Origin of the sequence: Pedobacter xixiisoli (assembly GCF_900215335.1) — a bacterium.
GTDB classification, from domain to species: Bacteria; Bacteroidota; Bacteroidia; order Sphingobacteriales; family Sphingobacteriaceae; genus Pedobacter; species Pedobacter xixiisoli.
The window spans coordinates 272618-287397 of the sequence record NZ_OCMT01000002.1; the positions used below are offsets into that span (position 1 = coordinate 272618).

Here is a 14780-nt window from a genome sequence, read left to right on the forward strand (position 1 = left end):
AATGGGGTTTGCAACAGGTTTAAGGAATATTCTACTTCCAATTATCGATTTCTTTTATCCTCCGTTCAGGAAGGTATTTGATTTACAAACCTTTCGTTATGCAGTTTGTGGAGGTAGCAACGCTGCTTTAAACCTCATGCTTTTTTACGTCGCTTATAATTTCATATTCGAAGGAGAAGTCATCAATTTTTTGGGATATCCAGTAACTAGATACATTGCTGCCTATCTGCTAGCCTTATCTATTAGTTTTCCCGTAGGATTTACGCTCAATAAGTTTGTCGTTTTCCAACGATCTAACCTACAAGGCAGTGTACAGTTGTTTCGTTATGCTTTTGTAACGGTGTCGAGTATTGTATTTGATTACCTACTCCTACACTTTTTGGTAGGTTATCTTAAATTTTGGGCAACGCCTTCACAGGCGTTCATCATTGTGATTTTATCACTTTACGCTTATTTCTGCCAGACTTATTTTACGTTTAAAACGGTTAAGCAATAGTGGCTATAAACTCAGAAATGGTATGGGTTGGATAATTATTTTTCTTCATCCATGCCATTAGGTTATCCAGTCTTTCGGTCATTTTAACTCCGCTGTTTCTGCTTACATAACGAGGAAAGCCAAATCGCTCCTTGTCGTTCAAATCAAAAAACTCCCACGGATGAAAATAAATGTTGACGTAACCATCTTTACGGTAAGCTTTATTAAAGATGTGTTTATAGTACCACAATGGGAAATTATGAAAGGATAGCCAAAACAATGGGATTCTAAATATTGGCGTAACAGAGGCGGGCAACTGAATCACCTTACCTTGCTTAAAAGCTGTTCTGGGAATATGTAGATTATTATATCTACCCGGTAAAAAAGTAGGGTTAATAGAACTATTGTAAATATAACCAGCATCCTCAATTTCTTGTTCACTTACAGGTGCCATTCTTGGCATCCTAAAACCTTTGACAGGTAAGCCAGAAAGCTCTTCCAACTTCAACCTAGAAGCAAGCAAATCTTTATTCTCGAACTTAGAGTGGTAATAAGTATGCGAAGCTAGTTCGTGTCCTTCAACTTTGATGCGCTGAATTACATCTGGCGCATTGATGGCAAACGTTGCTGTAGAAAAAAATGTAGCTTTAAAGCCATGCTTAGCCAATAAATCTAAAATAGTATGGCATCCTTCTACAGAAATGTTAATCTGATCTTCAAAAGAAATTTCTTTGCCATATTCAAAGGGCATATCAAATTCTTCGATATCAAAACTCAATAATACCATATTTACTTAATGTTGGTAGATCTAATAATATACGTTGGACGATTTTTTCCTTGCATGAACATTTTACCGATGTAAATACCGATAATACCTAAAATCACCAATTGCAAACCACCAAAAAAGGCTACAGTTACAATTATTGAAGCCCATCCATTCACATGCTTAGTAAAAAAATAAGCATAAATTACATAAGGGATATATAACAACGATAGGCAAGAAATAAAAAAACCTAGATAAACAGCCATATGAAGCGGCTTAACACTTAATGATGTCACCCCCTGCACAGCCAATTTCCTCATTTTACGCAGGTTATACTTGCTTGCTCCCGCAAAACGCTTACTTGGCATGTAATCTATCGCAAACTGCTTAAAGCCTAACCACTTTACCATTCCTCTTATGAAAAGGTCATTTTCTGTAAATCCACGAAATATTTGTACCACCTTAGCATCCATTAACCTAAAATCAGCGGTACCTTGTTCTATTTCTGTTTCTGATAAAGCATTTAACAACTGATAGAAATATCTAGATGTTTTTCGTTTGCTGGCGGGCAAAGTTGGGTCTTCTTCCCTTCTAGTGTAAACAACATCATATCCCTCTTCCCATTTCTGAATCATTTCTACAAACAACTCTGGTGGGTGCTGTAAATCTGCATCTAAAGAAATCACACAATCGCCATGTGCCCTATCTAAACCAGCTTTCAAAGCCGATTGATGACCGAAATTTCTAGATAACTCTATGTAAAACACCCTCGGGTCATTTGCAGCAATTTGCTGAACTACATTCAATGTTCCGTCAGAGCCACCATCATCCACTACAATAATCTCATAATTATAGGAAAGCGCATCAAAAACCTGTTCTATTCTAGAAACAATTACCACAATGTTTTCTTCTTCATTGTGTGCAGGGATAACTATAGAAATCAGTTTTTTCATGTATTTGCATTTACCTGGTCAAACTTCTTAAATATCAACTGATAAGAAATCACTAACCACACGAGTATACAAGGCAGTGCCTTTAAAGAATAGGGTTTGATATAATTTTCTCTGACAAATTTAGGGAACAAATCTGAAGGAGAAAAACTAGTGAGCAATAGTGCAAATACGAACAACACAACTAACCAAGAGCTGTAAGGTCTATCTTGAACCATAAACCATATTGCAACACCAGTAAAGGCTATTACATAAGTTGGCGACTCGGATGAGTTGCTAAAGATAACCGCAAATATTAAGGTAGAGGCTAAGTACAGCAATCTAAAATCCAGGTTGCTATACGCTTTGACACGTAAATAAGGAAGAGCAAAAAGCACTAATCCACCTGCCAAAAATGGAAGATTAGGAATACTAATATTACCAGTGATACGCCTTACCATGCCCATTAACGAAATATCTTGCATAGAAGTTAGACTTGCATTTAACGCTTGTTTTTCTGATAATGATTGATACCAATCTTGGTAACATTGAAAAATATAACCCGGAGAAAAAAACACCATTGGCAATACGAAAAACACCAATGCCCATATCACACAAGAAGCAATGAAAGTCCATTTTTTCTTTACGAAAAAGAAAAATGCTAAACCTACGATACCATACAGCTTCACAAAAGTACCGAGCATAATTAACATAGCCGCCCAAAAATTCTTTTGCTTTTCTATCAATGCAAAGGTTAGCACAATAATGGCTGCGATAGAAATATTAAATTGAAAACTGAACAAAGCTGTTAATAGTTCGTGGGCGATAATCCAATAAACAGCATTAACCTTTCTGTAAGCTAAAGGCAGCTGTTTAATAGCAAAATATAAAAAAACAGTATTAGCTATTTGCCAAAGTATAGTCCCAATAGCATCTGGCAAAACAGCAAAAGGTGCAATTAGTAAAGAAAAAAATGGACCATAATGATTGGTATCTCCATATTGCTCTGGATAGGTTAGATACAGATTTAAACGTTCTATAGCATGAATATAAACATGCTTAAAAATGAGGTAGTTGTTATAAGAACCTTTAGTATATTGCTTTAAACCCGCGATAATAGCTAGCAATATCCAAACGAAAAATATAAATCTCCTATCGTTGATTAGTTTTTTCAGAAAATTCATGGCAGAGCTATTGAGACGCTATAAAGTAACCTTATAAATTGTAGTTTGATGGTAGATTTGCTCAGGCTGCAAAATAGTTGTTGGGAATTCATCAATATTGATAGAATTAGGCGCATGTTGGGTCTCTACGCAGAAGGCACCGAATTCCCCGTAAGATTTTCCGCCTTTACCATTTTTCACATTCAAATGTTTTGCGGTATACAAATGTGCTACCGGCTCTGTAGTGTATACTGAAAGGGTTAAGCCGCTCTCTTCGCTTGAGGTCTTGCTTGCTAAAGTTAAATCACCGTAAGTTTTATCCAATACGTAAGTTTGATCATAGCCGTTTACCTCGTCCCAACCTTCGCTAAAAACTTTGCCTTTTCTAAAATCGTGAGCAGTTCCTTCTACTGGAATGAGCTTACCAGTCACTACAAAATTATCATCCTGCTCCAACCAATTAGCAGCATTCATTTGATGGTAATGAGATTTAATGTCACCTCCATTTGGCGATAAATTGAAGTAACTATGATGGGTTAAGTTAATTGGCGTAGCTTCATCGGTATCAGCCTGATAGGTTAAAATCAGCTCATTATTCTCGGTGAGCGTAATTCTTAATTGTACCGCTAAATCTCCAGGAAAGCCCTCTTCTCCATCTTCGCTGTAGTAGTGAAAAACCACCGATGGGTTGGGTGTTTCCGTCAGCTCAATAATATCCCAAACTTTCTTATCAAAACCGGCGTCACCACCATGCAAACAATCATTCCCATTATTTTGAGGCACTTGATAAGTCACATCCTCTACTGTAAATTCACCATTTTTAATTCTATTGGCATACCTACCTATAACTGCACCAAAATAAGGATAGTTTGCCAAGTAATCTTCGCTGATATAGCCTTCAAAATCATCGAAACCTAAAACGATATCTTGAGCTTCGCCTTTGGCATTTTTAACTACAAATTTGTTGATGATCGCACCGTAGTTAAACAATTTAACGTAAGTGCCTTGACTGTTGCTAAGTTCTACCGCTATTACTTCTTTTTCATCGACTAATATCCCTGTAGTTATTTGGTTTGCTTTCATTATTCTTATCTTAGGCCTTCTTTTTTTAAGGAATACAATAATAATTAAATATCAGCACTTGAGCAAAGATTAAGGTTGAGTGGAGCTAAATCCCGAAACTGCGGGAAGCAAGAAACAAAGAGCAAGGAATTTCGTATTTCGTTTCTAGATTAACGAGCAACTACTACCGAACAACGACAGCATTAAAAATGAAAAAATTAAAATTAGACGAGCTCAACAGAGTGGATATAGAAGGTTTCAAAGCACAAGAAAAGCTTCCTGTAGTAATTATGTTGGATAATGTACGCAGTATGCACAATGTGGGTTCTGTTTTTAGAACTGCTGATGGCTTTTCTGTAGAAAAAGTAGTGCTTTGTGGTATTACCGCACAACCACCGCACCGCGAAATTGAGAAAACAGCTTTAGGTGCAACACAATCTGTAGAATGGGAACATATGGACGATACGCTAACTGCCATTGAAAAATACAGATCATTAGGTTATCAAATCATTGCGATTGAACAAGCGCAAAACAGCGTAATGCTCAATAAAAACCAACCTACTTTAGACGAAAAATATGTATTGATATTTGGCAATGAAGTAAATGGTGTGAGCGACGAAGCAATGCAGCAAATAGATAAATGTATTGAAATACCACAGTTTGGCACCAAACATTCCTTCAACATTGTAATATCAGCGGGAATTGTACTTTGGGATTTCTTTGCTAAAATGAAATTATAAGCAGTTACCAGCTACAGGTTTTGAGTTACGAGCCCACACGGCAAACAACCAGAACCATAACTACAAAAACCATAACCAAACCAAACATGGAGAATCAATTCTTAAAGAAGCTACAGATTAAACCGAGCTTTAAAGTGAGTGTAATCAATGCACCAGAAAATGTGGCCGCTATATTTGGAGATATCCCCAACACGGTTGAGTTTAGTTATCAAACGAAGCCAAACAGTGATGCTTACCTCGTTTTTGCAATTACTAAAGCTGATATGTTTGTAGCATTGGAATCAATCCAAGCATCTGTTAACGATCAAACCATCGCTTGGATTTTCTACCCTAAAGCAAAAACTGCATTGGCAGCCGATTTAAACCTGATGCAATCATGGGATGATTTATCGAAGTACCACCTGGCTCCTTGTGGTTCGGCAGCAGTTAACGAAATATGGACGGGCATTCGCATCAAAACAGCTACTAGCCAAAATAAATCTGGTGTGGGCAATGCCGAAATTGCCAATAATGAGTATGGAAAATACATTGATGTAGCTAACAAAATAGTTCACCTGCCAGACGACTTAAAAGCTTCCCTAGCAGAACATCCCACAGCATTAGCCTATTATGAACAGCTCGCTTACTCGCACAGAAAAGAGTACGTATTGTGGATTGTAACCGCCAAACAAGAGAAAACTAGGCTAGACCGAATCAGTAAAATGATAAACAAGCTTTTGGAGAAGAAAAAGAATCCATCTGAGAAGTAAAAAGATACAATCCAAACAAAAAAGCTCTAACCCATGTTCTTAATAAAAGACATTTTATGGGTAGATTATTTGCTTTTCTTATCGTATCTCTCACATTAACCTCGGCTGTGTTGGCGCAAACCAGAACAGATAAGCTTTATACAGTGAGCGGTATTGGCACTTCAATGCCCATTGGCGATGCATCGGACGTTTTCGGACCTAAGATATCTACCACATTAGGGCTAAATTTAGGTTTAGGTGAAGGCGGTTTATTTCTCTATCCAAAAGTAAGTTTACATGCATTTTCTTATGGAGCGCAAACACCTGATGAAGGGTTTACCTATACCACCCAAAATGGAAGGGCGACTACTTACCTTTTAAATGTGGCTTTGGGCTACCGAAAGATGGTTGGGAAATTTGCATTTTATGGATTCGCTGGCGCAGGCGGTGGTTATATCTTAACACCTAAATCCGATGTGAACCAAGCTACCTTGCAAGTTCACATGAGCAATGAAAGTCACCTTTTACCCATTGCAGAAGGTGGTGCAGGTGTGGAGTACAGCTTGGGTGGCTTATCTATTTTTACAGAAGCTAGTTATATGAACGGGTTTAAAAAGATACAAAATAGAAACCTTACGACCGTTCCTTTAACGTTTGGTATCAAACCTAATTTGAGCAAACTGTTTAACAAGTAGCTAAATAAGTTCAACGAAGTACTAATTTTAATGAAACAGCTGGTATTTTGCTTTTCTGAGTTTAAGTTTTGCCATCCACAACTCGTAACTAGTAACCCGTAACTTGCAACTCATAACCCACCCCTCAACTCAACAACTCCACCAATTCTTTCACCCCTTCTGTGGCACTTTTTGCAATTTTAACTACATTACTTAAGCCAGCAATGGGAGGTATTTTAGGGTCGATGATATATTTGGGAACAGTATGAGGAACATAATCTATTAAGCCAGCAGCTGGGTAAACCGCTAAGGAAGTATCTATCAAAACGAAGAGGTCTGCTTCTGCACAAATCTCAGCAGCTCTTTCAATCATTGGCACCGCTTCGCCAAACCAGACTACATGTGGTCTTAACTGAGAACCCCACTTACACAATTCTCCCATTTTAATTTCATCACCCTTGATGGGATATACTAAAGAAGCTCGTCGGGAAGACTGGGCATAGGTAATGATACCATGTAAATGAGTGACATGGGTAGAACCCGCTCGTTCATGTAAATCATCTATGTTTTGCGTAACAATAGCCACATCGAACTGCTCCTCCAATTTGGCCAATAGCAAGTGTGCATCGTTAGGTTGGGCAGCTAAAACCTGCTTCCTGCGCTCGTTGTAAAAACGCTGCACCAATTCAGGGTTACGAGCCCAAGCCTCTGGCGTAGCTACATCGAGCACATTGTAGCCTTCCCATAAACCATCTGCATCCCTGAAAGTCTTTAAACCACTTTCTGCACTGATACCCGCACCTGTTAATACTACCAACTTCTTTTTCATGCTTTAAAATTAAGAAATTAGGACAAAGGTTAGCCACAGATCAAATAGGTTAGCAGTAATTAAAGCAGCACAAGGTAGAGTCTCAGATTACTGAGTTAACAAATCAAGAATCCGTAGGATTTGAACGTTTATAGCTACACATGACCATTCCACAATACGACCCAATCAGGGTCGAACTAACCAAAAACTTAATTGCTATCATCTTATGACCTTTTCGAGGTCAGGCAAATCTTCACCTAATAAATTCGAATCCGGACAGCGCTTTAAGCGTTCGGAAAAAAGTATTAGGCTCAGCCGGCTAACCTGTACCGAACTTGCTTAGGTATGAGGCTAACCATAAAAAAGCCCTTTTGCGTTGCTACAAAAGGGCTTTCAATATCTATATTCAAACAACTACGCAATCGCAGTTCTTAGTGCTAAAGAAGGGAATTTAGATTTCAATGCTTCGAAGCCTGCAAACATAATTACCGAGTAAATTAGGGTACCGTAAAGGAAATTAAGTTCGAAAGGAATTGCAGCTACCAAACAAGTCCAAAAACCGGCTAAAGTTTGCGGATAGTAGGTAGAACCATACCAAACACCAAAATCAGAAATAATCCAATGGATAAATACACCAACTAAACTCGCTGCAAATACGTTGGTTACAGTTACTTTGTTCACCAACAATTGTGCTGACAATACCATTAAAGCAAAGGCAATGTAAGTATAGTACCAACCTTGGTAAAAACCGTAGTTAACGCCCATGGTCATGGCCAAACCTAAATCGCTAAGCAACAAAACCAGCATTGGCAATACATAGGCAGAAAACCTATTCTTGAAATAACTGCCGCTAAAAATAGCAACCGCACCTACACCAGAGAAATTGGCAAACCATTTAAAATCTGGAGAAAGTGGCGCAACCATTCTTAAACCTATAATAAAGGCAACAAAAGTGAGCAATACAAGTAATCTAGCGTTTGATTTTCTTTCCATCTGATATTCTAATTGAGGTACAAAGTTAACAAACTATTTAGGAAAAAGAAGATAGTGATGGTTAATGGTTATTGATGTTGTAATCAAGAAAGTTCTAAAGACGGGAAGTAGTAGTTCTATCTACTTCTTTACCCGTAATTGTTGCTCGTTCGTCGTTGTTCTACAGACGTTCTTACTTAATACTCAAATCAACTGCACCCTTAATATCTGTTGAGATTTCTCCTAGAGCACCAGCATTAACGTTTTGCGCAGTGTAAACCTTAATAAAATCTACCGTCTTTAAAGTAATCTTTTTACCGTCTTTATCTACCGCCCAAGAAAGGTCAAAACTGTTATATCCTTTAGTCGCATAATCATCTCCAGAAGAATAACTATCAGTATACCCCCATTCGAAAGGAGCATTCGTGATCAAACCACTAGTACTTAAAGTAGAAGGCAACAATGTTCCTTTAAACGTAATTTTGTCTTGATTAGCAGCAAATAAAGGATAGTAGTTTCTTGCACCTCTTGAGATATTGATTACTTCGCCAGACTTACCTTGGTTATCTGTCCAAGTTACATTTGCAGCAGCCTTTGGATTGGTATAGGTAATCTCGTAGTTCTTAATGGTGGTTGCTTTGCTATACTCGCTACCTGCCAACTCAAACCATTCATCATCTGGCAAGCCATTTCCATTTTTATCTTGGCTCACCATTACAATTCCAGGCTCAGAAAAATGGAAAGAAGGTGTGAAGGGATTACCATAAACACCAAAATCTGCACCTTCTTGGTTTTTAACAGAGTGGTCGAAACCAAAAATGATGTAACCACCAAAGCCGCCTAAAGAAACTGAATTAGCGATACTTCCTACTAACTTTTGCGCTTGTTCTGGAGAACCAACTGTAGCTTGGTTAATATGTTGTCCGGGTGCTGGCAAGTATTCGAAAACCCTGCTAATGTATTTACTACTATTGGCTCCAGGCTCAATTACAGGTACAGGCACATTAATTTGATAAGTGTAAGAGAAACTTCCTAGATGATTGCTTCCCTTATATACCAAGGTGTAATCACCAGCTAGAGTAGGTTTAAAGGTATAGCTTGTTTCTTTACCTACCACAACCTCGTTCAAAATCCATTCGTTGCTTAAAGTTTTGCCATCGGCGATGTTTACGGCAAACGTTTTCTCGGTATTTACGGCAACCGTGGATACCTTATCGGTCACTGCCATTCTTAAATCTGGAAACAGCTCTTTCTCGTCTTTACTACAAGAAAATAATAAGGCTAGAAGTACGAAGGAAAGTAAAAAATATTTATTCATGTCTTTGTTGTTCGCTAGTTGCTAATAGCGGAAAGTTAATAGTTAATGGTAAATGGTCTGGAAGGCCAGAATTCCGAAAGATTTGACTACAAGTTGCTGATCGATTTCGTTGTTCTATATTCGTTAATCGTTCTTCGATAAACTATAGACGAAGAACGATTAACGAAATTCTTAATTGTTCGAAATAAACCTAGTACGATAATTAAATGCGGCTGTTTTAGGAGTAGTACCAGTATCGAAACTATATTTTAAATTTCCATCCTTATCTAGTACATAAGTTTTGCTTGTACTATTACCATAACTTACAGCATCAGCTACAACAACACTCTGATCAAGAGGATTCACTGTAATCCCATTCACACTACCAAGGGTAACAGGTCCTTTAACAAAACTTGCACCAGCTGTACCAGTTCCAACATTAAAAGAAATCACCTCAGTGCCCCAACCTGTAGATAAATATGCAGCATTTTGACCTATTGCCAAGGCATTAGCATTTGGTGTATACGTACCAGTTACGGCATCAGTTACAGTACTTATTTTCTGCAAAGATGCTGCGATATTACCAAAGTTACCCCAAGAAACAACTAACAAATCTCCGTTTGCTGCTACTGCTATCCTTACAGGATTAAGAGTTACTGTAATATCTTTTGTCTTAGTAAAAGTAGCTAAGTCAATTACGGTTACCTTATCTTTTAAGCTATTTGGATAGCTCGGATGAACAGAGTTATTTACGTAAAGTTTTCCATTAGCTATTGCCGCACCTTCTAAACCTCCTGCATTTTCAGTTCCATTCATTAATTGAAGTTGCCCATCAATATTTAAAGTGGTGGTGTCAATACGACTAATTGTTCCATCGTAGCTAGAAACATAAGCTTTATTTTTATAGAATGTAATATCTTTTGGCAATCGGCCTTCAATTACGTTATTAAATGAAATTCTCTTAATGGTTTTAGCCGTAGCAGCATCCATCACATCAACAAAAGATTTAGCTTCTCCCTGAATGCCACTAACCACGCAATACATTTTACTTCCGTAGATTTTCAAATCGTTAGCGGTTTCTCCTAACTTGCTACCATTTACTTGTTGATAAAAATCAGCTACTACTGTCTTTTTATCAAGATCATAATAGCTAATACTGCTGTTACCGCTGCCCATGGTACCCTCGTTTAGCACATAAATGCCTTTCGTAACCACTTCTCTTTCATATACCGTTTCTACCCTGTCTTTTTTACAAGCACTTAGCAGCATCGCAAAAGCAGTTAAAACAACAAGATTAAATTTCAAGTAATTCTTTGTATTCATATTTATTTAATTTTAATTCTTTTCACAACAAACCATAAAACAAGCAACAAGGCCTTCGCAAAGGTTGTTTGGTTGATTGTAATTTATGGTATACACCACAACAAACAGAAATTAAGGAGCAAGTAAAATACTGGCACATCACTCCTAGCTTCAATCCCCGAAAGCTATGAATCTTTAATACGCTAAAGGCAGGTCTTCTGACTTACTCCCTGTGTACCGCCTTCCCTTCTACGATTAGAAAGTGGCTGAGAATGGTAACAGTTACAGAGCTTACAGCTGCGGGACAGTTACGGATTCACACCGTATTCCCTTTTAATCCCGATATTACTCGGAAACCAAAAGCGCTGCAAAGGTAGGTAAAAAAGGTGAGTTTTTTATTCGTTTGTCGTTTTGATAGTCGCTATTCGTTAATTTGGTATCCGATGATTTGATTGGGTTCAATGGGGTAACAGCATAATCCGAAACGTAAAACGTATTACTTTCCACTTAAAACTTACAACTTATAACTTACTACTTAACACTTACTACTTATATCCCTATCTTTACCTATCAACCCTACAACTATGCAAAAAGCAATCACTTTTCTATTGTTACTGATTAGCATGAGCACTATGGCACAGCAAACCGACACCCTATTTCTTAAACAACTTTTAGCAAGCAAACCAGAGTTATTTTCGGGCATCTTAAACCATCCCCATAAAAACGAAGTACAAATTATGTACACGCAGGTTAACCGCGACAAAAGCAACAAGCCTAGCTTCAAAACCTTTAGTTATCGCATTAACCCTCAACACTATTTCTACCCGGCAAGCACGGTAAAACTTGCTGCCGTTATCTTTGCTCTAGAGAAAATCAATGAGCTAAAAGTAGCTGAACTAACGGCCAACAGCACCATGATTACCGATACTGCATTTACAGGACAAACTCCTGTAACACAAGATACCAGTGCGGCTAATGGCAAACCTACCATTGCCCATTACATCAAAAAGATATTGCTTACCAGCGATAACGATGCCTACAACCGCTTATTTGAATTTATCGGCAGGGCTGAAATGAATGCCAAACTCAAAAAGTACGGCATGAGCGATAGTCGTATCCTTAACCGTTTAGCCATAGGCGATGGTGGCGAACGAGAAAAGAACACCAATCCTATCCGTTTCTACAATGGCGAAAAGCTCGTTTACACCCAAGCTGCCCAATACGATACCAAGGATTATCCGTTGCCACTCAGCAACCTCATTGTAGGTATTGGTTATATGGATAGTAATGAACAATTGGTGAACAAACCCTACAGTTTCGCCAACAAAAACGTGTTCACCATTGCCGACCAGCAAAAGTTAATGAAGCGTTTAATGACTCCAGAAGCTTACCCCGCTAAAGAACGTTTTAAGCTTACTAAAGCAGATTATCAGTTTATCTACACCTACATGAGCAAATTGCCAACAGAAAGCGATGAGCCTAAATACGACCCCAAAGAGTTTTGGCCGGCTTATGCCAAAATGCTGTTCTATGGCAGGGAAAAGAATGCGGTGATTGACCCTAGCATCCAAATCTTCAACAAATATGGTGATAGCTATGGCTTCATTATCGACAATGCCTATATCGTAGATGCTAAGAACAAAATTGAGTTCTTCCTCACTGCAGTAGTACAAAGCAACGAAGACGGTATCTACAACGATGGCAAATATGAATACGAAACCGTTTGCTACCCTTTTATGAAAAATCTAGGTCGTAGTATTTATGAATATGAGTTGCAAAGGAAATAGGAATTAGGCTTGGTTTATTAGTTTATTTGTAATTGGTTCATTAGGTTCATTAGGTTCATTAGCTCACTGCCTCACCCTCCATCGTCATTCCGACCGTAGTAGAGGAATTTTTGAACTCAATGTGCGTTAAATTAATCTATTCGTTCATTAGCTCATTGCCCATCATTCCTCCCCCTACCCTCCCGAATAAATCGGGAAAAGCGCTCCAAAGGGAGGACACATAGTGCCTAACTTTTTTAAAGTACGCCAATGGCCTACCATGCTGGTAGCGATTACGCTGTGAGCTCGCAACTGCTCGGTTCGTAATCCTGTACCCACGTAAAAATGGATCTGTAATCCATAATTATAATATCTGAAAAATGATTGATGAACTAGGGCAAGGATTGGAGAGATTGCTTCACTCTCCCAGCTTAGCCGTACGCTTCAGTTCGCAATGACGCACTTATTTCCGTCATTGCGACCGCAGCGGAGGAATCTCTGAATTTGCATCTTTCTGCTGGTCGGGATTACGCTGTGAGCTCGCGACTGCTCGGTTTGTAATCCCGTACCCACGTAGAAATGGATCTGTAATCCATAATTATAATCCCACTATCTATTAAATGATTAATGATATTACCAACCACGGAGCAATCGTAAATCTCCTCATTGATTATTGGGTAAAAAAAACAGGGCAAATGATTGTAGCCATTTGCCCTGTTAACTTAAATTCTTAAGCTATCAGTTAGCTTTTACTAATATAGGATCGCTATAAGTAGTAGTTCCATCTAAATCTACCTGCGCCAGTCTTAAATAAACAGTACTATCTTTACCGATTTTTCCAGATTCAAGGTTAACCTGGTTCAAACTGCTATCTTTTGCACAAGAAGCAGCAAACAATGCAAATACCGCCACTATGGCTAGGATACGGTAGCGTCTGTTAGAAAAAGGCAATAACAGGATACCTAACAAACCAAAACCTGCCAAGCTAAGTGTAGCCAAATTTACTTCTACCTGATAAGATGCCCCTGTAGCGCCATTAGCAGCAGCATCTTTACGAACTAAATTCTCCCAAGTTTTACCATCTACAGAGCTTTGTAGTATAAAATGGCTATTATTAGTTTCAGAAGCTGTTTTCCATTCTGCCTTTAGCAAGCCCGCCTTATTAAGGCTAGCAGAAAAATGAGTTAGTTTTACGGGTAGTACAGCACCATCATAAGTAATTGATATCGAGCCTTCATTAGCATTTAGACCAGCAACTGTGGCAACATCGGTAAGACCTACAATATAAGATGAACCACCGCCGCCGCCAGAACCAGTATCGTTAATTCTATTATAACGGGTGGTACCACCACCACCGCCATAATAACCGCCACCGCCACCGCCAGCGCCAACCCTCATCGTTGCTCCCGTACTTCCGTTTCCACCCATACCCAAAGCTCCATCAGTTGAATCATAAATACTATAGAGTCCAGCAATACCTCCGGCAAACTGGCTTCCTCCGTAGCCACCGCCTTCAGGATTACTCGTTGTCCCGTTAGCTCCGCTGTTGATACCTCCATTACCACCGTTACCACCGTTTGGACCTGCTCCGCCTCCACCAGCAGCAACAATAATCCTATCGCTTAGTGCAGTGCCATTAAGCCTAACATCTGAGGCACCACCACCACCGCCTCCGTGCAACTGGGGACTGTAAGCTGTAGCTGCATCATAACCGCCGTTACCGCCGCCATTGAAACCTCCAGATGTAGCAACAGACCCAGCATTGGTAACCGTAGTCCCTTTACCTCCCACATAAATATTTAAAACATCGCCTGGCGCCACTATTTTGGTACCAGTTACCGAAGCCCCATTACCAGCGGTGGCGTTTGTTGTGCTTAAAGCTCCTCCTGCTCCAATCGCCGTAATAGTAACGGATGTTACCCCCGCTGGGACGTTAAAAGTTTGAACCGACCCTGTGTAAGTAAAATTCCTTACAGTTTGTGCCAACAGTGACACGGTTGGGAATGCGCAGAATGCCATTCCTAAAAATAGAACGTAGTGTTTCTTCATAAAATCTATTAGCTTAAAAATATTTTCAATTACAAACCTCGAATGAAAATGT

The 14780-nt window shown here is 38.9% G+C and carries 14 protein-coding genes and 1 riboswitch; of the genes, 5 read left to right on the top strand and 9 right to left on the bottom strand.

What is annotated here, in order from left to right:
* Nucleotide 1 precedes the first annotated feature (1 nt).
* On the top strand, nucleotides 2-496 hold the full coding sequence (locus CRO54_RS07335) for a GtrA family protein (RefSeq protein ID WP_097130484.1): 495 nt from the start codon (nucleotides 2-4) through the stop codon (nucleotides 494-496).
* Here CRO54_RS07335 and CRO54_RS07340 read toward each other — a convergent pair.
* Genes CRO54_RS07340 through CRO54_RS07355 form a run of 4 tightly spaced genes read right to left on the bottom strand, consistent with a single transcriptional unit; the run spans nucleotide 486 to nucleotide 4413 of the window.
* Nucleotides 486-1262, bottom strand: a complete 777-nt coding sequence (locus CRO54_RS07340) for a polysaccharide deacetylase family protein (RefSeq protein ID WP_097130487.1) — start codon at nucleotides 1260-1262, stop codon at nucleotides 486-488. The genes CRO54_RS07335 and CRO54_RS07340 overlap by 11 nt on opposite strands.
* A gap of 2 nt (nucleotides 1263-1264) precedes the next feature.
* A complete protein-coding gene (locus tag CRO54_RS07345; RefSeq protein WP_097130490.1) occupies nucleotides 1265-2191 on the bottom strand; it encodes a glycosyltransferase family 2 protein in 927 nt (308 codons plus the stop codon).
* A complete protein-coding gene (locus CRO54_RS07350; RefSeq protein ID WP_097130492.1) occupies nucleotides 2188-3351 on the bottom strand; it encodes a glycosyltransferase family 87 protein in 1164 nt (387 codons plus the stop codon). The genes CRO54_RS07345 and CRO54_RS07350 overlap by 4 nt, the downstream gene beginning before the upstream one ends.
* Nucleotides 3352-3369: 18 nt before the next feature.
* Nucleotides 3370-4413: an aldose epimerase family protein gene (locus CRO54_RS07355; protein WP_097130495.1), complete on the bottom strand. Its 1044-nt coding sequence runs from the start codon at nucleotides 4411-4413 to the stop codon at nucleotides 3370-3372.
* A gap of 188 nt (nucleotides 4414-4601) precedes the next feature.
* Here CRO54_RS07355 and CRO54_RS07360 point away from each other — a divergent pair, with 188 nt between their 5' ends.
* The 3 genes from CRO54_RS07360 to CRO54_RS07370 all read left to right on the top strand — a co-directional run bounded on the left by CRO54_RS07360 (nucleotide 4602) and on the right by CRO54_RS07370 (nucleotide 6555).
* Nucleotides 4602-5132 carry an RNA methyltransferase gene (locus tag CRO54_RS07360; protein WP_097130498.1) on the top strand — a complete coding sequence of 177 codons (531 nt, stop codon included), beginning with the start codon at nucleotides 4602-4604 and terminating at the stop codon, nucleotides 5130-5132.
* A gap of 86 nt (nucleotides 5133-5218) precedes the next feature.
* Entirely contained in the window at nucleotides 5219-5881 is a 663-nt protein-coding gene (locus CRO54_RS07365) for a YdeI/OmpD-associated family protein (RefSeq protein ID WP_097130501.1), read from the top strand.
* Nucleotides 5882-5937: 56 nt separating this feature from the next.
* The gene (locus CRO54_RS07370; RefSeq protein ID WP_097130503.1) at nucleotides 5938-6555 is read left to right on the top strand and encodes an autotransporter outer membrane beta-barrel domain-containing protein; all 618 of its coding nucleotides are present in this window, start codon (nucleotides 5938-5940) and stop codon (nucleotides 6553-6555) included.
* Nucleotides 6556-6679: 124 nt separating this feature from the next.
* Here the strand turns inward: CRO54_RS07370 and CRO54_RS07375 are convergent, their stop codons facing one another.
* The 4 genes from CRO54_RS07375 to CRO54_RS07390 all read right to left on the bottom strand — a co-directional run bounded on the left by CRO54_RS07375 (nucleotide 6680) and on the right by CRO54_RS07390 (nucleotide 10934).
* A complete protein-coding gene (locus CRO54_RS07375; protein WP_097130506.1) occupies nucleotides 6680-7363 on the bottom strand; it encodes an SIR2 family NAD-dependent protein deacylase in 684 nt (227 codons plus the stop codon).
* Nucleotides 7364-7756: 393 nt separating this feature from the next.
* On the bottom strand, nucleotides 7757-8335 hold the full coding sequence (locus CRO54_RS07380; protein ID WP_097130509.1) for a DUF6580 family putative transport protein: 579 nt from the start codon (nucleotides 8333-8335) through the stop codon (nucleotides 7757-7759).
* A gap of 172 nt (nucleotides 8336-8507) precedes the next feature.
* Nucleotides 8508-9632 carry a PKD domain-containing protein gene (locus tag CRO54_RS07385; protein ID WP_097130510.1) on the bottom strand — a complete coding sequence of 375 codons (1125 nt, stop codon included), beginning with the start codon at nucleotides 9630-9632 and terminating at the stop codon, nucleotides 8508-8510.
* Nucleotides 9633-9803: 171 nt separating this feature from the next.
* Nucleotides 9804-10934: a YncE family protein gene (locus CRO54_RS07390; protein WP_097130512.1), complete on the bottom strand. Its 1131-nt coding sequence runs from the start codon at nucleotides 10932-10934 to the stop codon at nucleotides 9804-9806.
* Nucleotides 10935-11104: 170 nt separating this feature from the next.
* Nucleotides 11105-11289, bottom strand: a riboswitch (cobalamin riboswitch).
* Between the two features lie 208 nt (nucleotides 11290-11497).
* Between CRO54_RS07390 and CRO54_RS07395 the strand changes: the two genes are divergently transcribed.
* The gene (locus tag CRO54_RS07395) at nucleotides 11498-12700 is read left to right on the top strand and encodes a serine hydrolase (protein WP_097130515.1); all 1203 of its coding nucleotides are present in this window, start codon (nucleotides 11498-11500) and stop codon (nucleotides 12698-12700) included.
* A 717-nt stretch (nucleotides 12701-13417) separates the two neighbouring features.
* Here CRO54_RS07395 and CRO54_RS07400 read toward each other — a convergent pair.
* The gene (locus CRO54_RS07400; RefSeq protein ID WP_097130517.1) at nucleotides 13418-14728 is read right to left on the bottom strand and encodes a glycine-rich protein; all 1311 of its coding nucleotides are present in this window, start codon (nucleotides 14726-14728) and stop codon (nucleotides 13418-13420) included.
* Nucleotides 14729-14780: the final 52 nt, after the last annotated feature.

Excerpts from the sequence above, each read along its gene's own strand:
- CRO54_RS07335 (WP_097130484.1), top strand. The coding sequence starts at position 2 with ATGGGGTTTGCAACAGGTTTAAGGAATATTCTACTTCCAATTATCGAT.
- CRO54_RS07340 (WP_097130487.1), bottom strand. The coding sequence starts at position 1,262 with ATGGTATTATTGAGTTTTGATATCGAAGAATTTGATATGCCCTTTGAA.
- CRO54_RS07345 (WP_097130490.1), bottom strand. The coding sequence starts at position 2,191 with ATGAAAAAACTGATTTCTATAGTTATCCCTGCACACAATGAAGAAGAA.
- CRO54_RS07350 (WP_097130492.1), bottom strand. The coding sequence starts at position 3,351 with ATGAATTTTCTGAAAAAACTAATCAACGATAGGAGATTTATATTTTTC.
- CRO54_RS07355 (WP_097130495.1), bottom strand. The coding sequence starts at position 4,413 with ATGAAAGCAAACCAAATAACTACAGGGATATTAGTCGATGAAAAAGAA.
- CRO54_RS07360 (WP_097130498.1), top strand. The coding sequence starts at position 4,602 with ATGAAAAAATTAAAATTAGACGAGCTCAACAGAGTGGATATAGAAGGT.
- CRO54_RS07365 (WP_097130501.1), top strand. The coding sequence starts at position 5,219 with ATGGAGAATCAATTCTTAAAGAAGCTACAGATTAAACCGAGCTTTAAA.
- CRO54_RS07370 (WP_097130503.1), top strand. The coding sequence starts at position 5,938 with ATGGGTAGATTATTTGCTTTTCTTATCGTATCTCTCACATTAACCTCG.
- CRO54_RS07375 (WP_097130506.1), bottom strand. The coding sequence starts at position 7,363 with ATGAAAAAGAAGTTGGTAGTATTAACAGGTGCGGGTATCAGTGCAGAA.
- CRO54_RS07380 (WP_097130509.1), bottom strand. The coding sequence starts at position 8,335 with ATGGAAAGAAAATCAAACGCTAGATTACTTGTATTGCTCACTTTTGTT.
- CRO54_RS07385 (WP_097130510.1), bottom strand. The coding sequence starts at position 9,632 with ATGAATAAATATTTTTTACTTTCCTTCGTACTTCTAGCCTTATTATTT.
- CRO54_RS07390 (WP_097130512.1), bottom strand. The coding sequence starts at position 10,934 with ATGAATACAAAGAATTACTTGAAATTTAATCTTGTTGTTTTAACTGCT.
- CRO54_RS07395 (WP_097130515.1), top strand. The coding sequence starts at position 11,498 with ATGCAAAAAGCAATCACTTTTCTATTGTTACTGATTAGCATGAGCACT.
- CRO54_RS07400 (WP_097130517.1), bottom strand. The coding sequence starts at position 14,728 with ATGAAGAAACACTACGTTCTATTTTTAGGAATGGCATTCTGCGCATTC.